The organism is Mycobacterium sp. E1386, from assembly GCF_001672745.1.
Taxonomy (GTDB): Bacteria; Actinomycetota; Actinomycetes; order Mycobacteriales; family Mycobacteriaceae; genus Mycobacterium.
Genome location: NZ_LZKH01000158.1, coordinates 1 through 21187 on the forward strand (window position 1 = coordinate 1; position 21187 = coordinate 21187).

Annotated in this window: 22 protein-coding genes and 2 pseudogenes; 17 read left to right on the plus strand and 7 right to left on the minus strand. The window is 68.1% G+C overall.

The features are described from left to right. A pseudogene (locus tag A5709_RS16180) lies at positions 1–445 on the minus strand (methyltransferase); the annotation flags it as partial. 32 nt (positions 446–477) lie between these two features. Here A5709_RS16180 and A5709_RS16185 point away from each other — a divergent pair. Both A5709_RS16185 and A5709_RS16190 read left to right on the plus strand, forming a co-directional pair. Then, positions 478–1563, plus strand: coding sequence for an S-(hydroxymethyl)mycothiol dehydrogenase (locus tag A5709_RS16185; RefSeq protein WP_067947373.1), 1086 nt, complete (start codon positions 478–480; stop codon positions 1561–1563). Continuing rightward, positions 1563–2186: an MBL fold metallo-hydrolase gene (locus A5709_RS16190; protein WP_068007610.1), complete on the plus strand. Its 624-nt coding sequence runs from the start codon at positions 1563–1565 to the stop codon at positions 2184–2186. Before A5709_RS16185 ends, A5709_RS16190 begins: the two co-directional genes overlap by 1 nt. Positions 2187–2384: 198 nt before the next feature. On the opposite strand, the gene A5709_RS16195 is transcribed toward A5709_RS16190, so the two are convergent. Together A5709_RS16195 and lnt are read right to left on the minus strand one after the other, a co-directional pair. Next, positions 2385–2957: a hypothetical protein gene (locus tag A5709_RS16195; protein ID WP_068120776.1), complete on the minus strand. Its 573-nt coding sequence runs from the start codon at positions 2955–2957 to the stop codon at positions 2385–2387. After that, positions 2954–4399 (minus strand): apolipoprotein N-acyltransferase, encoded by a 1446-nt coding sequence (lnt, locus tag A5709_RS16200; protein WP_068120801.1) that lies wholly within the window; start codon positions 4397–4399, stop codon positions 2954–2956. The genes A5709_RS16195 and lnt overlap by 4 nt, the downstream gene beginning before the upstream one ends. 86 nt (positions 4400–4485) lie before the next feature. Here lnt and A5709_RS16205 point away from each other — a divergent pair, with 86 nt between their 5' ends. The 3 genes from A5709_RS16205 to A5709_RS16215 all read left to right on the plus strand — a co-directional run bounded on the left by A5709_RS16205 (position 4486) and on the right by A5709_RS16215 (position 7031). After that, positions 4486–5442 carry an SDR family oxidoreductase gene (locus A5709_RS16205; RefSeq protein ID WP_067947367.1) on the plus strand — a complete coding sequence of 319 codons (957 nt, stop codon included), beginning with the start codon at positions 4486–4488 and terminating at the stop codon, positions 5440–5442. Positions 5443–5458: 16 nt separating this feature from the next. Further along, positions 5459–6556 (plus strand): SAM-dependent methyltransferase, encoded by a 1098-nt coding sequence (locus tag A5709_RS16210; protein WP_068120778.1) that lies wholly within the window; start codon positions 5459–5461, stop codon positions 6554–6556. Positions 6557–6626: 70 nt separating this feature from the next. Further along, positions 6627–7031: a hypothetical protein gene (locus tag A5709_RS16215; RefSeq protein WP_068120780.1), complete on the plus strand. Its 405-nt coding sequence runs from the start codon at positions 6627–6629 to the stop codon at positions 7029–7031. 1 nt (position 7032) lies between these two features. Here the strand turns inward: A5709_RS16215 and A5709_RS16220 are convergent, their stop codons facing one another. Together A5709_RS16220 and A5709_RS16225 are read right to left on the minus strand one after the other, a co-directional pair. Beyond that, complete coding sequence (locus A5709_RS16220; protein ID WP_068120781.1) at positions 7033–8808, minus strand: Hsp70 family protein; 1776 nt, start codon at positions 8806–8808, stop codon at positions 7033–7035. A 105-nt stretch (positions 8809–8913) separates the two neighbouring features. Continuing rightward, positions 8914–9999, minus strand: a complete 1086-nt coding sequence (locus A5709_RS16225; protein WP_068120783.1) for a dihydrodipicolinate reductase — start codon at positions 9997–9999, stop codon at positions 8914–8916. Between the two features lie 101 nt (positions 10000–10100). Here A5709_RS16225 and A5709_RS16230 point away from each other — a divergent pair, with 101 nt between their 5' ends. The 4 genes from A5709_RS16230 to A5709_RS16245 all read left to right on the plus strand — a co-directional run bounded on the left by A5709_RS16230 (position 10101) and on the right by A5709_RS16245 (position 12831). Then, positions 10101–10442 (plus strand): MmpS family transport accessory protein, encoded by a 342-nt coding sequence (locus A5709_RS16230; RefSeq protein WP_197520171.1) that lies wholly within the window; start codon positions 10101–10103, stop codon positions 10440–10442. 22 nt (positions 10443–10464) lie between these two features. After that, the gene (locus A5709_RS16235) at positions 10465–11763 is read left to right on the plus strand and encodes a cytochrome P450 (RefSeq protein ID WP_068120785.1); all 1299 of its coding nucleotides are present in this window, start codon (positions 10465–10467) and stop codon (positions 11761–11763) included. Between the two features lie 78 nt (positions 11764–11841). Next, on the plus strand, positions 11842–12381 hold the full coding sequence (locus A5709_RS16240) for an ester cyclase (protein ID WP_067947353.1): 540 nt from the start codon (positions 11842–11844) through the stop codon (positions 12379–12381). Between the two features lie 9 nt (positions 12382–12390). Then, positions 12391–12831: a hypothetical protein gene (locus A5709_RS16245; protein WP_068120787.1), complete on the plus strand. Its 441-nt coding sequence runs from the start codon at positions 12391–12393 to the stop codon at positions 12829–12831. Here A5709_RS16245 and A5709_RS16250 read toward each other — a convergent pair whose 3' ends face one another. After that, complete coding sequence (locus A5709_RS16250) at positions 12832–13530, minus strand: haloacid dehalogenase type II (RefSeq protein ID WP_068120789.1); 699 nt, start codon at positions 13528–13530, stop codon at positions 12832–12834. A 6-nt stretch (positions 13531–13536) separates the two neighbouring features. Here A5709_RS16250 and A5709_RS16255 point away from each other — a divergent pair, with 6 nt between their 5' ends. From A5709_RS16255 to A5709_RS16285, 7 genes are all read left to right on the plus strand, one after another. Further along, complete coding sequence (locus A5709_RS16255) at positions 13537–13908, plus strand: YidH family protein (protein WP_068120791.1); 372 nt, start codon at positions 13537–13539, stop codon at positions 13906–13908. Continuing rightward, positions 13905–14225 (plus strand): DUF202 domain-containing protein, encoded by a 321-nt coding sequence (locus tag A5709_RS16260; RefSeq protein ID WP_068120793.1) that lies wholly within the window; start codon positions 13905–13907, stop codon positions 14223–14225. Before A5709_RS16255 ends, A5709_RS16260 begins: the two co-directional genes overlap by 4 nt. A 79-nt stretch (positions 14226–14304) precedes the next feature. Then, entirely contained in the window at positions 14305–14868 is a 564-nt protein-coding gene (locus A5709_RS16265; protein WP_067947343.1) for a sigma-70 family RNA polymerase sigma factor, read from the plus strand. After that, the gene (locus A5709_RS16270; protein ID WP_068120795.1) at positions 14865–15563 is read left to right on the plus strand and encodes an anti-sigma factor domain-containing protein; all 699 of its coding nucleotides are present in this window, start codon (positions 14865–14867) and stop codon (positions 15561–15563) included. The genes A5709_RS16265 and A5709_RS16270 overlap by 4 nt, the downstream gene beginning before the upstream one ends. A 204-nt stretch (positions 15564–15767) precedes the next feature. Continuing rightward, positions 15768–16328 carry a fasciclin domain-containing protein gene (locus A5709_RS16275; protein WP_369827351.1) on the plus strand — a complete coding sequence of 187 codons (561 nt, stop codon included), beginning with the start codon at positions 15768–15770 and terminating at the stop codon, positions 16326–16328. A 99-nt stretch (positions 16329–16427) separates the two neighbouring features. Next, positions 16428–18149 (plus strand): cytochrome c biogenesis protein DipZ, encoded by a 1722-nt coding sequence (locus tag A5709_RS16280; RefSeq protein WP_068120803.1) that lies wholly within the window; start codon positions 16428–16430, stop codon positions 18147–18149. Between the two features lie 133 nt (positions 18150–18282). Continuing rightward, positions 18283–18816 (plus strand): fasciclin domain-containing protein, encoded by a 534-nt coding sequence (locus A5709_RS16285; protein WP_231986987.1) that lies wholly within the window; start codon positions 18283–18285, stop codon positions 18814–18816. A 172-nt stretch (positions 18817–18988) separates the two neighbouring features. Here A5709_RS16285 and A5709_RS16290 read toward each other — a convergent pair whose 3' ends face one another. Continuing rightward, the gene (locus A5709_RS16290) at positions 18989–20476 is read right to left on the minus strand and encodes an NAD(P)/FAD-dependent oxidoreductase (RefSeq protein WP_068120799.1); all 1488 of its coding nucleotides are present in this window, start codon (positions 20474–20476) and stop codon (positions 18989–18991) included. A gap of 573 nt (positions 20477–21049) precedes the next feature. Here A5709_RS16290 and A5709_RS28855 point away from each other — a divergent pair. Next, positions 21050–21187 (plus strand): annotated as a pseudogene (locus A5709_RS28855) (cutinase family protein); the annotation flags it as partial.

Genomic DNA, 21187 nt, shown 5'->3' on the forward strand with positions numbered 1-21187 from the left:
AGACCACGCCGCTCTGCTCGGCCATCAGCGCGTGGAACCGGGGGAACTCGCTGTAGTGCAGGCCGCCGCCCTCGCGGAAGCAATCGATGATCTTCTGTTCGACTTCGGCGAGCTGCGGGACGAACAGGGCCACCAGGGCCAGGTTGTCCGGCCCGGCGGCACGGGTCAGCACGCCGGCGCGGTGCGCGGGCAGCGAGTAGGTCGCGGAGTCGGGGTCGTAGTCGACGACGCGCCCGGTCGTCATGCCCGCCAGCCACTCGCGCACGTAGCGCTCGTTGAGACCGGCCGCTTCGGCGATCTGCGCGCTGGTTGCGGCGGCCAGCCCCGCCATCGTGTCCAGCAGACCGGTCTGGTGCCCGATGCTCAGCAACAGCGTCAGGCTGGCCCCGTCGATGGCCGCGGCGATTCGTCCGGCGAATTCCTCACCGGTCTCAGGTGCCGTCATGCTCAGCGACGGTACACCGTAGGTTGGTGGCCATGAGTCAGACAGTGCGCGGCGTGATTTCACGAAAAAAGGGCGAGCCCGTCGAGCTGGTGGACATCGTCGTCCCGGACCCCGGACCGGGCGAGGCCCTGGTCGACATCATCGCCTGCGGGGTGTGCCACACCGACCTGACTTACCGCGAGGGCGGCATCAACGACGAATACCCCTTCCTGCTCGGCCACGAGGCCGCCGGCCGGGTCGAGGCGGTCGGTCCCGGCGTAACCGCGGTCGAGCCCGGTGACTTCGTCATCCTGAACTGGCGCGCGGTCTGCGGCCAGTGCCGCGCCTGCAAGCGCGGCCGCCCGCACCTGTGCTTCGACACCTTCAACGCCGCGCAGAAGATGACGCTGACCGACGGCACGGAGCTGACGCCCGCACTGGGCATCGGGGCGTTCGCCGACAAGACGCTGGTGCACGCCGGCCAGTGCACCAAGGTCGATCCCGCCGCCGACCCCGCCGTCGCGGGCCTGCTCGGCTGCGGGGTGATGGCCGGCATCGGCGCGGCGATCAACACCGGCGGCGTCACCCGCGACGATACGGTCGCGGTGATCGGCTGCGGCGGCGTCGGCGATGCCGCGATCGCCGGTGCCGCGCTGGTCGGCGCCCGGCGCATCATCGCCGTCGACACCGACGACACCAAGCTGGACTGGGCCCGCAAGTTCGGCGCCACCCACACCATCAACGCCCGCCAGGCCGACGTCGTGGAGGCGATTCAGGACCTCACCGACGGGTTCGGTGTCAACGTCGCGATCGACGCCGTCGGCCGGCCCGAAACCTGGAAGCAGGCCTTCTACGCCCGCGACCTCGCGGGAACCGTTGTGCTGGTGGGTGTTCCGACGCCCGACATGAAGCTCGACATGCCGCTGATCGACTTCTTCTCGCACGGCGGGTCGCTGAAGTCGTCGTGGTACGGCGATTGCCTGCCCGAACGCGACTTTCCCACCCTGATCGACCTCTACCTGCAGGGCCGGCTGCCCCTGGAGAAGTTTGTCTCCGAGCGAATCGGGCTAGACGACGTCGAGGAGGCTTTTCATAAGATGCACGGGGGCAAGGTGTTGCGTTCGGTGGTGATGCTCTGATGGTCCAGATTCAGAAGGTGGTCACCCACGGAACCTTCGAACTCGACGGCGGCAGTTGGGAAGTCGACAACAACATCTGGCTGATCGGCGACAACTCGAATGTGGTGGTCTTCGACGCCGCCCACGACGCGGCACCGATCGTCGAGGCCGTGGACGGCAGGCACGTGGTCGCGATCGTCTGCACCCACGGCCACAACGACCACGTGACGGTCGCGCCGGAACTCGGCAAGACCCTCGACGCGCCGGTGCTGCTGCATCCCGCCGACGAAGTGCTGTGGCGAATGACCCACCCCGACAACGACTTTCGCTCGCTGGCCGATGGCGAAACGCTGAGCGTAGGAGGGACCGAGCTACGGGCGCTGCACACCCCGGGCCACTCCCCGGGTTCTGTGTGTTGGTATTCGCATGACCTGGGCGTCGTGTTCAGCGGCGACACGCTGTTCGCCGGCGGCCCGGGCGCGACCGGCCGTTCGTATTCGGACTTTCCGACGATCCTGCAGTCCATCTCCGAGCGGCTGGGCAAGCTGCCCGGCGAGACGGTGGTGCACACCGGCCACGGCGACAGCACCACCATCGGCGACGAGATCGTCCACTACGAGGAGTGGGTGGCCCGCGGCCACTGAGCCACGCCCGGCCCGTGCGGCCCGCCCGGCCCGCGGGGTCACGCCCGGCCCCCCTCGGCCACGCCCGGGCCGTGCCCTGCCCCTGCCGCCACATCCGCCACACCAGCACCAATCCCGGACCACCATGCGGTCGCCGTTTTTGATATCGCGGGTGATATCAAAAACGAGAGTCGTCGATTGGTTCGAGACCCGCGCCCGTCACGGCCGCGGCAGATTGGCCGCCGCCACCGCCTTGCGGCGGGTGCGCGCCAGCCACCAACCCGACAGCGCCGAACCGGCCAGCCCCACTACGAACAGCGCGACGAACAACCACACCAAAAAGCCGTAGGAACTCTGGTGCCCGAAGGCCAGTCGCGGGTTGATGTACCCGTTGACCTGGCCGTCGGTGGTGATGTTGTAGGTGCCGCTGGCCGCGATCCGAGCGACCCACACCCGCACGTGCGCATCGTTGTTGACCGTCGTTGTGCTGCCGATGCTTTCGGTCACCACGGGCTGCGGCACGCCGTCGGGCGGCGCGAGGGTGACCCCCAGCGGAGGCACCGGCAGTCCGCGGTCGGGGCTGCTGATGACGACGGTGTGCAGGCTGACGGTGACGTCACCGGCGGGCAGGTAGAGGGTGCCCGAGCCGGGGACGGGCACCTCCCCGTAGGCGTTGTACTTGTCCAGAAAGAACGCGTTGAGCACCAGGGCGACGATGAAGCCGCCGACCGACACGACCATCAGCGCGACGGCGCCTGCCAGCGACATCTTGGCGAGCCGCCTGTTGTTCATCCGAGCAGTGTGGCACCGCGGACGGGGCGCTGCCAGCGCACCAGCGCAAAGCCGACGACGACGAAGGCCAGCATCGGCACCCAGTCCCCCAGCCGCTGATAGGGCGTGACGCGCGATCCCAATGGCACGCTCACCACGGTCACGCCCCGGAAGCCCGACGGGCACCACGCCAGCCGGTGGCCTTGTGCGTCGAAACCCGAGCTGTCGCCGGACAATCCGGCGTGCACGGCCGGGCGGCCCGCCTCGACGGCGCGCACCGCCACCTGGGCGGCCAGCTGCGGCTGGGCCCAGGTCCCCTGGTATGACGACGTGGAGCTCTGATACGCCAGCAGCTCCGCACCGAGTTGCGCCTCCCGGCGGGCCAGGTCGGAGAACAGGGTCTCGTAGCTGACCAACGGGCCGATCCCGAGGGCGCCGGCGTGCAACACGACGGGCCCGGTCCCGCGTTGCCGATCCTCGGCCGCGGCCCTGCTGTGGCGGGTGATCCAGCCGAAAAGCGGTCGCAGCGGGACGTATTCGCCGAACGGCACCAGCCGGGTCTTCCGGTACGTGCCCAACGATCCGCCCGGCCCGATCAGGACCACCGACTTGTAGATCCCGCCGCCGGGCGCGGGCGCGTCGACGTTGACCAAGAGGTCCGCCCCCACCCGCCGCGACAGCTCGGCGAGCCGCGCCAAGACCTCCGGGTGACCGGCGAGATCGGCGCCCACGCTGCTCTCCCCCCAAACCACGAGGTCCGGCCGCTGAGCGGCAGCCGAAGCGGTGAGCTCCTCGCTCGCGGCCTGGCGAGCGCCGGAGTCGGCGATGTCGCCGGGCTGGACCAGCGCCACCCGCACCGTGGCGCCGCCGGCGGGCGACGGGCCCAGCAGGTACCAGGCCGGGCCGATAGCAGCGCAGGCCGCCGCGCACCCCAGCGCGACGAGCCGTCCCGAAACGCCGCGGTGCACCAACGCACCGACCAGAGCCGTATTGGCCGCCACGACAAGGAAACTCGTCAGCCATACCCCGCCCAGTGACGCCGACGCCAGCGTGCCGGGCTGAGCGGATTGTGACGCGCCCAGTGACGCCCATGACCCACCGAACGGTGGCCAGGACCGCACGGCCTCGCCCGCCACCCACGCGCTGGGCAACACCACCATGGCGGCGGCCGTCCGCCCCGGGCCGACCGGCCCGGACAGCAACCGGTGCGCCAACCACCCCCACGGCAGCCAGAGCAATCCGAAGCCGGCGGCCATCACCGCGAGCAACGGGCCGGCGAACGTCACCAGCCAGTACTCGGTGGCCAGCACGAATCCGGCGACGCCGAACCAGGCCCGCACGCACGCCTCCAATCCGGAAGGCGCGGCCCGCACCAACAGCAGCAGCGGCACCAGGCCGAACCACGCCAGCCACCACCACGACGGCGCGGGAAAGGCGAGCGCGGGCAGCGCGCCGGCCGCCAACGCGGCCGCCCAGCCTTGGATGCGCTGCCGACGAGCCGACACAAAGAGCACACTATGACGGGGCGTACACGAAGGGAGCGATACGCATGGCCAACGATCTTGTCGCCACGGTGCCCGACCTGTCGGGCAAGCTGGCAATCGTCACCGGCGCCAACAGCGGCCTCGGGTTCGGCCTGGCCCGGCGGCTCGCGGCCGCCGGCGCCGACGTCGTGATGGCGATCCGCAACCGCGGCAAAGGGGAAAAGGCGATCGCGGAAATCCGCGACACGGTCCCCGACGCCAAGCTCACCATCAAGTCGCTGGACCTGTCGTCGCTGGCCTCGGTCGCCGCGCTGGGTGAACAACTCAACGCCGAGGGCCGCCCGATCGACATCCTGATCAACAACGCCGGCGTCATGACGCCGCCCGAACGCGACACCACCGCCGACGGTTTCGAATTGCAGTTCGGCAGCAACCATCTCGGGCACTTCGCCCTGACCGGGCACGTGCTGCCGCTGCTGCGCGCAGCGGGCAAGGCGCGCGTCGTCTCGCTGAGCAGCCTGGCCGCCCGCCAAAGCGGCAAGATCCACTTCGACGACCCGCAGTTTGAGAAGTCCTACGCGGCCATGTCGGCCTACGGCCAATCGAAGCTGGCGGTGCTGATGTTCGCCCTGGAGCTGGATCGGCGCAGCCGGGCGGCGGGCTGGGGCATCATGTCCAACGCCGCGCACCCCGGCCTGACCAAGACCAACCTGCAGATCGCCGGGCCCTCGCATGGGCGGGAAAAGCCCGCGCTGATGGAGCGGCTGTACAAGGCGTCCTGGCGCTTCACGCCGTTTTTGTGGCAGGAGATCGACGAGGGCATCCTCCCGGCGCTCTACGCCGCCGCGGCGCCGCACGCCCAGGGCGGCGCGTTCTACGGCCCCCGCGGCTTCTACGAGGCCGCCGGCGGCGGGGTGCGGCTGGCCAAGGTGCCCGAGCGGGCCCGCAACGAGGCTGACTGCCAACGACTTTGGGAGCTTTCCGAGCAGCTCACCGGCGTCAGCTACCCGAAGCCGACCTGACGACTATCGTTGGGCCATGCGGCCAGAGCCTCGGATGCCCGAATCGAGCATTGTGGTTCGGCCGGAGCCCGTTTACACCCAGTCGTCGCGGCTGCAGGCCGCCGGGTTGGGCCCGGCCATCGCGTTGTTCGAGCGGGCCGCCGAGCAAGTGCCGCTGCCCAAGCCCCCGCAGCCCATCATCATCGCCGACTACGGCGCCGCCAACGGGCACAATTCGCTCAAGCCGATGTCGGCGGCGATCGCGATCCTGCGTCGGCGCACCCGACACGACCACGCAATCCTGGTGGCGCACACCGACATTCCGGACAACGACTTCTCGGCGCTGTTTCACACCCTGTCCGACGACCCGGAGAGCTACCTGCACCTGGACGCGGCGACGTTCGCGTCGTCGATCGGCCGTTCGTTCTACGACCAGATCGTGCCGTCCAAGACGGTCAACCTGGGCTGGTCGTCGTGGGCGGCGCAGTGGCTGAGCACGATGCCCGCCGAGGTGCACGATCACCTGCACATCTCCTACAGCCACGACGACGCGGCGCGCGCGGCATACGCCGAGCGGGCGGCCCTGGACTGGCACAACTTCGTGGCCTTTCGCGGCCGCGAACTGGCCCCCGACGGGCGGCTGGTGGTGATGACGATCGCCCTCGACGAGGACGGCACATCGGGGTTCCCGACGCTGCTCGAGGCGATGCTCACGGCGCTGCGTGAACAGGTCCGCGACGGCCTGCTGCGCCAGGAGGAGCTGCGGCGGATGACCATTCCCACATTTGCCCGCAGCGAGAAGGACTTTCGCGCCCCCTTCGCGCCCAGCGGGCGCTTCGAGGGCCTGACCATCGACCATCTCGAGACGTTCAACGCCGAGGACCGTTTCTGGGTTCGGTTCCAGGCCGACCGCGACGCCGAGACGTTCGGCGCGCAGTGGGCGGCCTTCGCCCGCGCGGCGCTGTTCCCCGCGCTGGTGCGCGGGCTGGATGACGGGGTGCGCGACGCGCGGGCCGGCGAATTCGTCGAGCAACTTCAGGGCGCGGTCGCGGCGCAACTGTCAAGCGCACCCGAGCCGATGCGGATTCCGCTGGCGCTGGTCGAGCTGGTCAAGCGCGAACGATCCCTTGCGTGAGAGTTTCGACACAACGCCGCAACGGGTAACCCCTGCAAATCGCGACCTGCGATGGCGAGGGGGTAGATGCATGAGCGTGCAGGACGATAAGTCGGCCGACCAGCAGACCGATCAGGATCAGGAACCCGATCAGGACACCGATCAAAAGCTGACGGAAAAGCCGGAGCCGGACGAAGACGACAAAAAGAAGGCCTCCGAAATGATGGAGGCCTACAAGGAGAAGCCAACCATCGTGCTGCCCGGCACCGGTGGCAGCGTTTCGGGCACGGCGGTCAACGACTGGTTGGACGAGGACGGCAATCCCAGGCACGAAGTCCCCGAGAATGCCGGTTCCGATGCCGGTTCCGATGAGCAAGCCGAAGGCGACGAGGGCCGCGACGAGGAAGCTCTGAAGGAGCAGATCGAGAAGGACAAGGCCCTCAACGAGAAGCTCAAAGAGGCCGCGAAAGCGGAGAACAAGGGCGAAAAGGACTGACCTACCGGGTCGTTCCCAGCTGAGGGCCCAATTGGGGGATGCCGCTGATGCCCAAGTCGCCCCCGATCCCCTGGATGATCTGATTGATCCGGTCCAGCCCCGGGATGGGTTCGTCGAGGCCGGGCACCGCCGGGATGGGCGGCACCTGCGGAATCGCCGGACGCACGGGTGCGGCCGCGAGCGGCGGCGCATGCTGGGGTTTCGCTGACGGGACGCTGGTTGACGGCGTCTCAGTCTGCGCGGGCGGGTTGGTGTCCGTCGTTGAAGGCGCCGGCGCCTCTTGGCTCGGCGGGGGCGCCTGAGCGGTCGCGGTGTTGGCCGGCGGCGGGGGCACCGGGCTGCTGGTCACGCCCGGCGCCGGGGTCGTCGCGGATTTGTTCGCCGAGGTCAGTCCGATCGTGACTGCGGTACCGACGAGCGCCACCGCCGCGGCAGCACCGACGATTCCCGCCATCACCGGCAGCCGGAACAGGCGGCGCTTGCGCTTCTCGCCCGCGGAATCGGCGGCGGGTTTGTCTGCGGCGGACGCCGCCTCCGAGGCGGGCGCCACCTGCGAATCGGGCGCCACCTGCGGTTGCTTGCCGGTCTGCGACCACGCCTGCACGGCCGCGGCACCCGCGGTGGGCCAGGCGGGTGCCGCCTGCGCCGTCGCGGTCGCCTCGGGCGACCGCCCGCCCGGGACGGCCCGGGCCGTCAGCGTGGCGGACGCGGCCGGCGCCGACGCCGTCGCGGCGATCTCGCCGGGGCCATGCGCCGCCCGGAGCGCGGCGCCCGTGGCCGCCGTCAGTTGCGGGCGCGGCGTGGTGATGACCGGGACGCGGAAGTATTGCGACAGCGTGGTGGTGATCGCGGGGATGTTCGCTCCGCCGCCGGCGGACACCACGGCGACCAGGTCCTGAATCCCGTTGCGCGCCAATGAGTTTTCCAACACGGCCACGAACCTGTCGAGCGGGGTGCGGATCGCCTCGTCGAGCTCGTCGCGGGTGACCCGCACTTCGCCGGTCAGCCCGTCGCTCAGCGTGGTCGCCGTGCTCGCGGACAGCTCCTCCTTGGCGCTTCGGCATGCCGTGCGCAGCCGGCTCAGCGACCCGATCGCCACGGTGCCCGCCGGGTCGAAGCCGGCGGTGCTCGGCATGTCGGAGATGACGGCGCTCAGCAGCGCCTGGTCGATCAGGTCGCCGGAGAAATCGTGCAGGCGAACGGTCGGGGCCAGCGCCTGATAATCGCCGTCGGCGCGCATGAACGTGATGCTGGTGCCGCTGCCGCCGAAGTCGCACACCGCCACCGTCCCATGGGCCGGTATGCCGGGGGTGGTCCGCACGGCCAGCAGCGTCGCCGCGGCGTCGGGAATCAGCATCAGCGGCCGCGCCCGGTTGGACCATTCGGCCACCGAACTCAGCGCGGTGCCCACCGCGTCGACCGCCGGGGACGGCCAGTGGGCGGGATAGGTGACGCCGACGCTCTCGGGCAGGGTGCGCCCGCCGGTCACGGCGTAGGCCAGCGCCCGCATCGCGTCGGCGATCAATTCCTCGCTTCGGTGTACCGAGCCGTCGGCCGCCACCACGCCGCGGGGGTCGGAGATGCGATTGACAAACCCGGTGATCACCAGGCCCGGCTGGTTGAGCCGCGGGTTTTCTGCGGGGATGCCGACCTCGGGCGCGCGCTCCGGATAGAGCGTCAGGACGGGCTTGCGGGTGATGGCCTGGCCCATAGCGACCGCCGCCAGGTTGGTGGTGCCGATCGACAAGCCCAGCGCGGTCCCTGCTCCATCGGCCATCTGTCCCAACCTAAACTTCAGCAATTCGCAACCAGGCTAGCCGTCATTGTGTCGGGCAAACCTGTACCGAGTCTCTGCGGTACCTATGTGCAGGCTGTGCGCCGGTCACCGGATGTTGCCCGCCCCGGCGATCAGGGGCAGGTCGAGCGGCGTGACCCAGCCCGGCCGCAACTCGTTGACCGCGGGCACCGCGTTGAGGGCCCGCATCCCGGTCGCCAGGCAGCCGGCCGTGGCCGCGTCGCGGCCCGAGCCATCGGTGAACCGGAACGCGGTTTCCTGGAAGATGCTCGGCGTGCCCTCGATCTCCACCCGGTAGACGTCGTTGTCGTGGCCGGAGGGCCAGTCGGGGGCGGCGTCGAGGCCGATCCGGTTGACGTGTTCGAGCTGAATCCTGGTCTCGCCCTTGTAGATTCCGTTGATGGTGAACCGGACGGCCGCCACGTGCCCGGGTTTGATGACGCCCTTGACGGTGTTGCGCTCGGTGGGCGTCACCCATTTGTCCCACGTGGTGGTGATCTCGTCGAGCATGATGCCGGCCGCGTGGGCGATCATCGGGACGGTGGCGCCCCACGCGAAGATCAGCATGTTGGAGTCCTCGAGCAAGGGGCTGTATTCGGGCTCGCGGCCGATGCCCATCTCGACTTCGTAATCGCCCTCGTAGTTGGTGTAGTCCAGCAGTTCGGAGGCCCGCACCCGGCGCACCTCCGAGCACAGGCCCATCAGCGTCATGGGGAACAGGTCGTTGGCGAACCCGGGGTCGATGCCGGTGGTGAAGCAGGACGACTCCCCCAGCTCGCAGGCTTCGGTGATCGGCGCGATCCAGTTCGGCGGGTTGAGGTGCATGGTCGGCCACACCCACGGGGTCATCGCCGTCGAGCACACGTCGATGCCCGCCCGCAGGAAGCGGGTGATCAGCGCGATGTTGTCCTTGGCGTGCATCGCGGTCGGGCCGTAGTGCACCAGCGCGTCGGGCTTCAGCGCGATCAGGGCGTCGACGTCGTCGGTGGCGATGATGCCCGTCGGCTCGGGCAGCCCGCAGATCTCGCCGACGTCGCGCCCGACCTTGTCGGGGTTGCTGACGCCGACCCCCACCAACTCGAACAGCGGATGCTTGAGGATTTCGGCGATCACCATCTTGCCGACGAAGCCCGTGCCCCAGACCACCACACGCTTTGACCCGTGTTCCGACATACTCACCTTTCCGTAGCCGCCCCCGTGGGACTCACACTAGAACGGCTTTCGTTAGGGCGGAAAGCTTCCGTAGCACCGCGCGTGGTGACACGATGCAAATCATGACGAAGCATGTGCGCGGGCTTTCGCTTCTGTTCGCCGTGGGCGTCGGTTGCGCGGGGACGATTCCCGGCGTGGCCCATGCGATCCCCGAGATGCCCCACGCCCGTTACGAGGTGACCGGTGCCGGGGTCGCGCAGTACCTCGTGTATCAAACCGACACCGGTCAACTGCACCAGGTCAACGCGCCGCTGCCCTGGTCGACGGAATTCACCTCCTTCGGGGGTCAGGTGTTCCTGATCAGCGCGCAGGGGGTGGGCCCCATCCGCTGCCGCATCCTGCTCGACGGCAACGTTGTCGCCGACGCGCAATCGGCCGGCGGCAGGACCGTGTGTACGCACTAACGGGTTTCCTAGGAGGTAATCGGTGAGCCTCAAGACGGGTATTGCGACGCGAACCAACGGGGCGCCACCACCGGAGGTGCCGCTGTCCGAGATCCACCTCGACTCGCTGGACTTCTGGGGTCTCGACGACGACTTCCGCGACGGCGCCTTCGCGACCTTGCGCCGCGAGGCCCCCCTGTCGTTCTGGCCCGCGATCGAGATGGAGGGATTCGTGGCGGGCGACGGGTATTGGTCGCTCACCAAGCACGACGACGTGCACTTCGCCAGCCGTCATCCGGAGATCTTCAGCAGCACCCCGAACATCACCGTCAACGACAACGCGCCGGAGATCGCCGAATACTTCGGCTCGATGATCGTGCTCGACGATCCGCGGCACCAACGGCTGCGCTCGATCGTCAGCCGCGCGTTCACCCCAAAGGTGGTGGCGCGCATCGAGGCGTCGGTGCGCGAGCGGGCCCGCCGGCTGGTCTCGGCGCTGATCACCAACCACCCCAACGGGGAAGCCGATTTGGTCACCGAGCTCGCCGGGCCGCTGCCGCTGCAGATCATCTGCGACATGATGGGTATCCCCGAAGAAGACCATCAGCGAATCTTCCACTGGACCAACGTGATTCTCGGGTTCGGCGACCCCGACCTGACCACCGACTTCGACGAATTCCTCAAGATCTCGATGGACATCGGGGCGTACGCCACCGCGCTCGCCGAGGACCGCCGCGTCAATCACCACGACGACCTGACCACCAGCCTGGTCGAAGCCGAGGTGGACGGCGAACGGTTGTCGTCGGCCGAGATCGCGTCGTTCTTCATCCTGCTGGTGGTGGCCGGCAACGAGACGACGCGCAACGCGATCAGCCACGGCGTGCTGGCCCTGTCCCGCTACCCCGACGAGCGGGACAAGTGGTGGGCCAACTTCGACCGTCTGGCGCCCACGGCCGTCGAGGAGATCGTGCGATGGGCCTCGCCGGTGGTCTACATGCGGCGGACCCTGACCCGCGACTTCAAGCTGAGCGGCACCAAGCTGGCCGAGGGCGACAAGGCCGTGCTGTGGTACAACTCGGCCAACCGCGACGAGTCGACGTTCGCCAACCCCTGGCTGTTCGACGTGGCCCGCACCCCCAACCCGCATTTCGGCTTCGGCGGCGGCGGCGCGCATTTCTGCCTGGGCGCCAACCTCGCCCGCCGCGAGATCCGGGTGGTCTTCGACGAGTTGCGCCGCGAGATACCCGACATCGTCGCGGTCGAGGAACCCGCGCGGCTGCTGTCGCAATTCATCCACGGCATCAAGGCCCTGCCGGTCGCCTGGACCCCGCCGCGGGGGTAGCGCGCAGCCCGGAAGCATGTGCGCACTTTCAAATTTGATAGCGCATGCGATATCAAATCCGGGCCTAACCTAGTCGTCATGACGATCCCCGCGTTCCCCCCGCCGGAGGTGCTGGCCGCCCGCGAGAAGCTGGTGCTCGACCATTTCCACGACGAGGTCCGCCAGGACTGGGACGACGTGCTGTCGACCTTCCCGCATCCGCGCTACGAGTTGATCCCGCAGATGATCGTGCACGACGGCGACAAAGCGGTGCGCGACTACTACGCCTACACGCGGACCGCGTTTCCCGACCAGGACCACGAGATCATCGCGCTGCGGCACAGCGCCGACGCGGTGATCGTCGAGTTCTGGTTGATGGGCACGCATCTGGGTTACCTGGGCAAGGTTCCGCCCACCGGCAGCCGGTTCCGGGTCCGCATGACGGCCTACTTCGTCTTCGACGAGGCCGAAACGCTTGTCTGCGAACGCATTTACTTCGACACGCTGACCATGATCAAACAGCTCCTCGGCGGCCTGGACATGAAGAAGCCGGCGAACTGGCTGCTGGCCGCGCGCTGCGCGCGCGGATTCCTGTCGATGTCCTCGGAAAAGCCCGACCCGGCGCTGACGGGTGCCTAGACTCATTGCATGCGTGGCATTCATGCGTTGTGCGGCCTGACCGCCGCGGCGATGTTGGGTGCCTGCGCCACCGCCACGGCCGCCCCCACCATCTCGCACACCGAGAAGTGGATCGACCTGCAGACCGGCGAGTGCGTGGCGGACCTACCGCCGATCGATTTGAGCCGCGTGACGGTCACCGTCGTCGACTGTGCCACAGCGCATTTGGCCGAGGTGTACCTGCGTGCCCCGATGGCCGTGGACAAAGCCGTCGCCATCGTCGCCAACAAGGACTGCAACGAAGGATTCGCCCCTTATACGGGCCGACCCGTTGCCGGCAGCCCGTTTTCGATCACCTACCTGATCGACTCGAATCAGGATCGCACCGGCGCCAATCCCACGCCCAGCACGGTCATCTGCCTGCTGCAGTCGGCCAACGGCCAACCCCTGACCGGGTCCGCGCACCGCTGATCAGCAGCCGAGTTGCCCTGCGAGGTCCAGGAAGTCGGACGCGTTGACGTCGAACTCGTCGGAATAGGCGACGTCGGCCTCGCCGTCGACGCCGAACTCCAGCGGCCGCGCGACGAAGGCGGTCCGGAACCCGAGCCGGCCCGCGGCGCGGATGTCGTACTTGTGGCTGGCCACCATCATGATCTCGCCGGGTTCCAGGCCCAGGTAGGCGGCGGCCATCCGGTAGATCGCCGGGTCGGGCTTGAACACCCCGGCCATCTCGGCGGCGAAGACGGCGTCCCAGGGCAGGCCCGCGCGCTTGGAGATCTCGATGACCGTCGACACGTCGGCGTTGGACAGCGTGGCCAGCGTGTAGGCGGTTCGAAGCCGGGTCAGCCCCGGGATCACGTCCGGCCACGGCTTCAGCCGCCGCCAGGCCAGCGTGAGTTCGTCACGTTCGGCCTCCGAAAGCGGGACGCCGCAACCGTCCAGCGCCCGGCGGTACACCGAGTGCACCGACACCCATCCGGTCTGCCGGCTTCGGGCTTCCTCCAGCGCGGTGAAGTAGCCTGCGCGCCAACGCCGCACCACGTCGGGCCAATCAACCTCCGGGTGGCGGCCGGCGCTGATCCGCCGTGCCTCGTCGCAGACGGTCGAGTGAAAGTCCGTCGCCGTGCCTTGCACGTCGAACAACAGCGCCTTGACCACACGCGCAATCATGCAACGATGTGCCCCGTGGCCGACACCGACAGCGCCGACGAGCACGAGCCCGACTACCGGCTCACCTTCGCCAACGAGCGGACGTTCCTGGCCTGGCAGCGCACCGCGCTGGGGCTGCTCGCCGCGGCCGTCGCCGTCGTGCAACTGGTCCCGGAGCTCGGCGTCCCCGGCGCGCGCCGCGCGCTCGGTGTCGGGCTCGCGTTGCTGGCCATTCTCACCAGCGGGATGGGGCTGCTGCGCTGGCAGCAGGCGGATGGCGCCATGCGCCGCGGCGCCCCCTTGCCCCGCCAGCCCTCACCGACCTACCTCGCCGTGGGCCTTACCGTGGTGGGTCTCATCGCGCTCGGATTGGTCATCGCCAAGATGGTGTTGCGTTGACCGACTCGACGACGGATCACGGCAGTCAGGCCGAACGGACGACGCTGGCCTGGACGCGAACGTCCTTCGCCTTCCTGGCGAACGGCGCCCTGCTGATGATCAAAAACCTGCACGGTTCCGTCGGGCCGGCCGCATTCATCCCGGCCGCCCTGGCCGGCGCCGTAGCCCTCGCAACGTTCGTGATCGCCGTCCGGCGGCAACACACGCTGCAGCGGCGGCCACTGCCGACGCGGCTCACGCCCCGGCGCCAGGTTCACATCATCGGAACGGCCGTGCTGGCCCTCATCGTCGTCACCACGCTCGCCCAACTCATCTAGCCGGGGCTCGAATCGTCCGCCCCGTCTTGGGCTACGAATTACGGGAGTGGACAGCTGCCTGGCGCTAGGCTACCGATCGATGACGGGACCGCCCACGCCCAGCAAGGACCTGGACGCGCTGCTGCACAAGGTCGCGCGCGGGGACCGCGACGCGTTCGCCGCGGTTTACGACCTCACCAAGAGTCGCGTGTACGGAATGGTGATGCGGGTGCTGCGCGATCCCGGCTACAGCGAGGAGACCACCCAAGAGGTCTACTGCGAGGTCTGGCGGACGGCATCGGGCTACGACGCCGGCAGGGGCTCGGCCCTGTCCTGGCTGATGACCATCGCGCACCGGCGGGCCGTCGACCGGGTGCGGACCGAGGAAGCGTCCGGCAGGCGGGATTCCCGCTACGCCGCGGCCAGCGCCGACCCCGCCAGTGACGTGGTCGCCGATTCGGCGATCGCCGGTGACGAGCGCCGCCGCGTGGCCGAATGCCTGGGCGCGTTGACCGACACGCAGCGGGAGTGTATCCAGTTGGCTTACTACGACGGACTCACCTACAGCCAAGTGTCGGACCGGCTGGCCGCGAATCTGTCGACGATCAAGTCACGCATGCGCGACGCGCTGCGCGCCTTGCGTAACTGCCTGGAAGTGTCATGACCGAACCGAACGAATTCGAATTGCTGGAGCTCGCAACGCCATACGCGTTGGATGCCGTGTCGGGCGAGGAACGCGCCGAAATCGAGCGGCGGGTGGCGGCCGCGCCACGATCGGTGGCGGCGGCCTTCGAGGACGAAGTCCGTGCCGTCCGCGAGACGATGGCGGTCGTCGCGGCGACGACGGCCGTCGAACCGCCGGAGCGCCTACGGGCCGCGACGCTGGCGGCGATACCTGCGAGCGATGAGCGCAGATACCGTTGGCGCACTGCCGTTTTGGCGGCCGCGGCGGCGGTGGTGGTGGTCGGCGCCGCCGCATTCGGCGTCGGGATCCTGATGCGTCCGAACCCGCCATCGACCATCGCCGAGCAGGTATTCGCGGCCCGGGACGTGCGCACCGTTTCCGGCCCGCTCGGCAATGGCACTGCCACCGTCGTCTTTTCCCACGACCGCAACGCCGGTGTGCTGGTGATGAACAACGTCCCACCGCCGAAACCCGGGACCGTCTACCAAATGTGGTTGCTCAGCGACAAAGGCCCGACGTCGGCCGGGACGATGGGCCCGGCGGCCGTGGCGCCGTCGACCACCGCGACGCTCACCAACCTCGGATCGTCCACCACCCTGGCGTTCACCGTCGAACCCGGTAGCGGGTCGCCGCAGCCGACCGGAACGATCCTGGCCGCGTTGCCCCTCGGCTGAATCTCGACTCTGACCCGTCCGCGGCCGCGTCGTCTCCGAATCACTCCCGTCCGGTCGAAAGGCGGTGCTACGGGCCGCCCATGGAGAAGGAGTGCAAACGCGATGATCGACGTTCGGGGCAGGACAATCGCCGCGGCAGGGCTCGCGACGATTGCGGTAGTTGGTTTCTCGGCGTGTTCGAACAACAAGTCGGCGTCCGAACCGATGACCAGCAGCAGCTCGGCCACGGTCACCAGCAGCATGGCGGCGCCGGCCGCGGCCGATCCGGCGGCCGACCTCATCGGTGCGGGCTGCGGCGACTACGCCAAGCAGAACCCTAGCGGCCCCGGGTCGGTCGCCGGGATGGCGCAGGACCCGGTCGCCACGGCCGCGTCCAACAACCCGATGCTGACCACCCTGACCTCGGCACTGTCGGGCAAGCTGAACCCGAATGTCAACCTGGTCGATACGTTGAACAACGGCCAGTACACGGTCTTCGCGCCCACCAACGCCGCGTTCGACAAGCTGCCGGCGGCCACCATCGACAAGCTCAAGACCGACTCGCAGCTACTCAAGAGCATCTTGACCTATCACGTGGTGCAGGGGCAGGAGAGCCCGGCCAAGGTCGGTGGTGACCACGTCACCCTGCAGGGCGCCAAGCTGAACGTGAGCGGTCAGGGCAACGACCTGAAGGTCAACAACGCCGGTTTGGTGTGCGGCGGGGTGCACACCGCCAACGCGACGGTGTACATGATCGACACGGTGCTGATGCCGCCGGGCCAGTGAGCTCGCCTGCCAATCAGGGGATGAACAGCCCGGCTTCGGCCGGGCTGTTTTCTGTGCGGCAGCACCAATCCGCGGCGCCCTTGGCAGCGAATGACTTTCATGTTCGCCCTCTCGCTGATCGGCTTCGTCGGAGGTCTCATCACCGGCGTATCGCCGTGCATCCTGCCGGTGCTGCCGGTCATCTTCTTCGCCGGGGCGCAGGGCGGTGCTAATAACCCTGCGGGCGTGGACGTCGCGGTAAGGCCGCAGCGCAGTGCGCGCCCCTACCTGGTCATCGGCGGTCTGGTGCTCAGCTTCACGGCGGTCACGTTGGCGGGCTCGACACTGCTGTCGCTGGTACACCTGCCGCAGGACGCCATCCGCTGGTTCGCTCTGGTCGCGTTGGTTGCCATCGGTCTCGGCCTGATCTTCCCGCGGGTCGAGCAATTGCTGGAGCGCCCGTTTGCGCGTATCCCCCAGAAGCAGTTGGGGTTTGGCAGCGGCGGATTCGGTCTCGGCCTGGCGCTGGGCGTGTTGTATGTCCCGTGCGCCGGGCCCATTCTCGCCGCGATCGTGGTGGCCGGCGCCACCGCTCCGCTCGGTCTGCGCACCGTGGTGCTGACTGGCACCTTCGCGCTGGGTGCGGCGCTGACGTTGTTGGTCTTCGCGTTGGCGGGCAATCAGGTGGCTCAGCGGGTCGGAGCGTTCCGGCGGCGGCAGCGGCAGATCCGGGTCGCGGCCGGGATCGTGATGATCGTGCTCGCGGTCGGTTTGGTGTTCAACGTTCCCGCGGTTCTGCAACGGGCCGTTCCCGACTACACCAGCGGGCTGCAACAACAGTTGGCCACCGACCGCGGGGTCCGGGAGAAGCTCAACCTGGGCGGCATCGTCAACGACCAGAACGCGCAGCTGTCGAATTGCAGCGACGGTGGCCGGGAGCTCGAAAGCTGCGGCCAGGCACCCGATCTCAAGGGCATCGCCGGCTGGCTGAACACGCCGGGCAACCAACCGATCCCGCTCGCGTCCCTGCGCGGCAAGGTGGTGCTGATCGACTTTTGGGCTTACTCCTGCATCAACTGCCAACGCGCCATCCAGCACGTCGTCAGCTGGTACCACGCCTACCAGGGCGACGGCTTCGAGGTCATCGGGGTCCACACCCCGGAGTACGCGTTCGAACAGGTGCCCGGGAATGTCGCCAAAGGCGCCGCCGACCTGAGCATCACGTACCCGATCGCCTTGGACAACGGCTACTCCTCGTGGACGAACTACCGCAACCGCTACTGGCCGGCGGAGTATCTGATCGACGCCACCGGCCAGGTGCGTCACATCAAATTCGGCGAGGGCGACTACAACGTCACCGAAGATCTGATCAGACAGCTGATCATGGCCGCGCATCCCGGGGAAAAGCTGCCACCGCCCACGGACGCAAGCCGCTCGACCCTGCCCGACAAGACCACGCCCGAGACCTACTTCGGCGTCGGCAAGGTGGTCAACTATGGCGGCGGCGGGCTATACGACGAAGGCACAACCACTTTCGACTATCCGCCCGCCCTGGCCGCTGACAGCTTCGCCCTGAAAGGCCCCTGGTCGCTGGACTACCAGGGCGCCACCGCCGCGGGCACCCAGTCCAGCATCAGGCTGAATTACCACGCCAAGAACGTCTACATCGTCGTCGGCGGCGCCGGGTCCCTCACGGTGACCCGCGACGGACGGTCCGTCGCGATCCCGATCTCCGGGCCGCCTACGTCGCACCAGATCGTCTCCGGCGAGCAGCCGCAGTCGGGGACGCTCGAGGTCCACCCCGACCAAGGGCTGCAGGTGTATTCGTTCACGTACGGTTGAAACTTTTCCCGGTACCCATCCGAAGGTGTTCGGGCTCCGAATCACTCATCAAATGTCGGACCAATCGAAGGAGTCAAACGCGATGAAGGCACAACGGACGTCGGTGGCGGCGAAGGGATTCGCGGTAGCGGCGATGGTGGGTCTGGGTGTGGTGACAGCGCCGAGCGCGGCGGCGGCCGATCTGGTGGGTCCCGGATGCTCCGACTACGCGGCCGCGCACCCAAGCGGCCCGGCATCGGTGGAGGGAATGTCGCAGGTTCCGGTGGCGGTAGCGGCGTCCAACAATCCGGCGCTGAGCACCCTGACCTCGGCACTGTCGGGCAAACTGAACCCGAATGTCAACCTGGTTGACACGCTGAACAACGGCCAGTACACGGTCTTCGCGCCGACCGACGCCGCATTCGGCAAGCTGCCGGCACAGACGATCGACCAGCTGAAGACGGATTCCACCCTGCTGACCAGCATCCTGACCTATCACGTGGTCCCGGGGCAGCTGAGCCCGGCCAGGGTCGCCGGCGCCCACAAGACGGTTCAGGGCGCGAACGTGACCGTCACCGGGCAGGGCAACGGCCTCAAGGTCAACAACGCGGGTCTGGTCTGCGGCGGCGTGCCCACCGCCAACGCAACGGTGTACATGATCGACACGGTGCTGATGCCGCCGGCGTAACGGGCGGAATGGTCCACCCGACAGTCACATTCGCCACACCAGCCTCTTCGAGCAGTGACGCGCTCTTTGCCCGCCTCACAGCGACAATCCGGCGGCGCACCCAAGTTGTCGCTCAGAGGCGGGCAAACAGCCAACCGCTTCCCGTGCCGGGGCTGGTGTGGCGATTGTGACGCTAGGCGATCGCGTAGTCGCTGAGGGGGAACGTCGCGGCTTCCCGCACCGAGTTCAAGGTCGAGGTCGGCCGCAGCAGCGACGCCTCACCACTGGGGCTGAAGTAGTACGAGCGCGAGGTGGCGCAGTTGCCGGCGTAGAAGACCGAAGTGTCCAGCCGTTTGGTCATCCGCTCCATGAAATGTTCCATGGCCTCTTCGGTCACCTCGAAGGTGGTCGCACCGCGGCGCTTGACCTCGCCGAGCAGGCGATCCATGTGCCGCATCTGGTATTCGATGGTGTGGAAGAAGGACAGTCCGGAGAAGGCGAACGGGCTGGCCAGGCTCAGGTAATTGGGGAAGTACGGCATGGTGACGCCCTGGTAAGCCTGGAACCGGGTCTCCCGCCACCACTTGCCCAGGTTGCGCCCCTTGCGCCCGACCACCTCGATGGCCGGGAAGTTGGCCTCCCACAGGTCAAAACCGGTCGCCAGCACCAGGGTGTCGATGACGGTCTTGCGCCCGTCGACGGTGACGATGCCGTCCGCCTCGATCCGCGCGATCGAGTTGGTCTCCAGGTGCACGTTGGGCTTGGTGAACGCCCGGTAGAACTCGTTGGAAAAGGTGGGCCGCTTGCAGCCGAGGTCGTAGTCCGGCGTCAACCTGGCGCGCAGCTCCTTGTCCCGGATCCACCGGAATCGGTTGATCTTGGCCAGGTCAGCCGCCGAAATGTTCCCCCGGCCGCGGAACTCCCGCACGTGCAGCGCGCAGACGATCATGATGATCTCGAGGAGGATGTCGGTCACCCACCGCAGCCCGCGCTGCGCCGCCGGCACCTGGGCAAACAGGCGCCGCACCGCGGGGGGGAACCCGAAGTCGAACTTGGGCAGCACGTGGGTCGCGGTGCGCTGGTAGACGGTCAGTTCCGCAGCCCGTTCGGCCAACTCCGGGATGACCTGCACCGCGGACGCCCCGGTCCCGATGACCGCGATCCGGCGCCCCCGGTACCGGAAGTCGTGGTCCCACGCGGTCGTGTGGACCACCTTGCCCTCGAAGCTCGCAATCCCCGGGATGTCCGGCATCCGCGGCTGCGACAGGAAGCCCGTCGCGGTGATCAGGAAGCGGGTCGCCAACGTTTCGCCGCCGGCCAGCGCCACCCGCCACACTTCGGCGTCCTCGTCCCACTGGGCGCCTTCCACCGTCGAGTTGAACCGCATGTGGCGACGCACGTCGTACTTGTCGGCGACGTCCGCGGCGTACTGCTTCACCTCGCGGCCCGGCGCGAACAGCCGCGACCAGTTCGGCTTGGGCTCGAACCAGTACGAGTACGTGGTCGACGGGATGTCGACGGCGATGCCCGGGTAGTGGTTGACGTGCCAGGTGCCGCCCAGGTCGTCCTCGCGGTCGAGGATGACGAAGTTTTCATACCCGAGGCGCTTGAGCTGGATCGCGGCCCCGATGCCGCCGAAGCCCGCGCCTACGATGACGGCGTCGAAACGATCCGTGTTCACAACCTGCTCCGTGGCTAATCGCGGCTTACGTACATAAAGAACTCTCACTAACCTTACGGAATTCTAATAAACCTGTGTGCAAGACGCACTCCGTGTCGAGCGGTGTGACCTTACTGACATCAACGCGGGAAGCTCGGCAAACCACCCGTTGCTCCGGTGTCGGAGCCTCGGTGCTGGTCGCACCGGGCGTCCGCGCGCACCGGTCGGGCGACGACGGCGACGGAGCTAACGGACATTTTTTACGCCAAAGCCGCTGCCGCAGAGCCGAACCTGCGACGGGCGTCCCTCATCGGGCGGCTGGCCCGCGGAAAGTCACGTCCCCGAAACCGGTTTCACCGGTAACCACGTCGTCACCTTCCTGTGTCGGCGGCGTTGCGGTTCAAGCCCGGCTATTCTTGACAATCGGCACCGAACGACGGCTCAGGCTTTTCGCTATGTGGCTCTCGGCCGTTCGGATGGATGCCATTTCGGTGCGTCGACACGCGGGCCTCATCCGACGCTTGTCGACGCACCTCGGTATACAGGAAACGATGGCGGAGTTTTGACCAGATTGGCAGTTGGGGAGGCACCCGTATGGGCATCAGTCGCGGCATGATCATCCGTTCCCTTGCTCCCGCAGTAGTTGCGGCGTCGGGCCTCGGCGCGTCGGCGCTCGCTGGTTCTGTCGTCCCCTCCGCGGCCGCCCAGTGTCCGGACGTGCAAGTGGTGTTT

What these genes read in the sequence shown, in the direction of transcription:
- A5709_RS16230 (WP_197520171.1), top strand. Translation starts at nt 10,101, where the DNA reads ATGACGAAGCATGTGCGCGGGCTTTCGCTTCTGTTCGCCGTGGGCGTC.
- A5709_RS16240 (WP_067947353.1), top strand. Translation starts at nt 11,842, where the DNA reads ATGACGATCCCCGCGTTCCCCCCGCCGGAGGTGCTGGCCGCCCGCGAG.
- A5709_RS16255 (WP_068120791.1), top strand. Translation starts at nt 13,537, where the DNA reads ATGTGCCCCGTGGCCGACACCGACAGCGCCGACGAGCACGAGCCCGAC.
- A5709_RS16270 (WP_068120795.1), top strand. Translation starts at nt 14,865, where the DNA reads ATGACCGAACCGAACGAATTCGAATTGCTGGAGCTCGCAACGCCATAC.
- A5709_RS16275 (WP_369827351.1), top strand. Translation starts at nt 15,768, where the DNA reads ATGACCAGCAGCAGCTCGGCCACGGTCACCAGCAGCATGGCGGCGCCG.
- A5709_RS16210 (WP_068120778.1), top strand. Translation starts at nt 5,459, where the DNA reads ATGCGGCCAGAGCCTCGGATGCCCGAATCGAGCATTGTGGTTCGGCCG.
- A5709_RS16280 (WP_068120803.1), top strand. Translation starts at nt 16,428, where the DNA reads ATGTTCGCCCTCTCGCTGATCGGCTTCGTCGGAGGTCTCATCACCGGC.
- A5709_RS16205 (WP_067947367.1), top strand. Translation starts at nt 4,486, where the DNA reads ATGGCCAACGATCTTGTCGCCACGGTGCCCGACCTGTCGGGCAAGCTG.
- A5709_RS16215 (WP_068120780.1), top strand. Translation starts at nt 6,627, where the DNA reads ATGAGCGTGCAGGACGATAAGTCGGCCGACCAGCAGACCGATCAGGAT.
- A5709_RS16220 (WP_068120781.1), bottom strand. Translation starts at nt 8,808, where the DNA reads ATGGCCGATGGAGCAGGGACCGCGCTGGGCTTGTCGATCGGCACCACC.
- A5709_RS16185 (WP_067947373.1), top strand. Translation starts at nt 478, where the DNA reads ATGAGTCAGACAGTGCGCGGCGTGATTTCACGAAAAAAGGGCGAGCCC.
- A5709_RS16225 (WP_068120783.1), bottom strand. Translation starts at nt 9,999, where the DNA reads ATGTCGGAACACGGGTCAAAGCGTGTGGTGGTCTGGGGCACGGGCTTC.
- A5709_RS16265 (WP_067947343.1), top strand. Translation starts at nt 14,305, where the DNA reads ATGACGGGACCGCCCACGCCCAGCAAGGACCTGGACGCGCTGCTGCAC.
- A5709_RS16245 (WP_068120787.1), top strand. Translation starts at nt 12,391, where the DNA reads ATGCGTGGCATTCATGCGTTGTGCGGCCTGACCGCCGCGGCGATGTTG.
- A5709_RS16285 (WP_231986987.1), top strand. Translation starts at nt 18,283, where the DNA reads ATGGTGGGTCTGGGTGTGGTGACAGCGCCGAGCGCGGCGGCGGCCGAT.
- A5709_RS16195 (WP_068120776.1), bottom strand. Translation starts at nt 2,957, where the DNA reads ATGAACAACAGGCGGCTCGCCAAGATGTCGCTGGCAGGCGCCGTCGCG.
- A5709_RS16190 (WP_068007610.1), top strand. Translation starts at nt 1,563, where the DNA reads ATGGTCCAGATTCAGAAGGTGGTCACCCACGGAACCTTCGAACTCGAC.
- A5709_RS16250 (WP_068120789.1), bottom strand. Translation starts at nt 13,530, where the DNA reads ATGATTGCGCGTGTGGTCAAGGCGCTGTTGTTCGACGTGCAAGGCACG.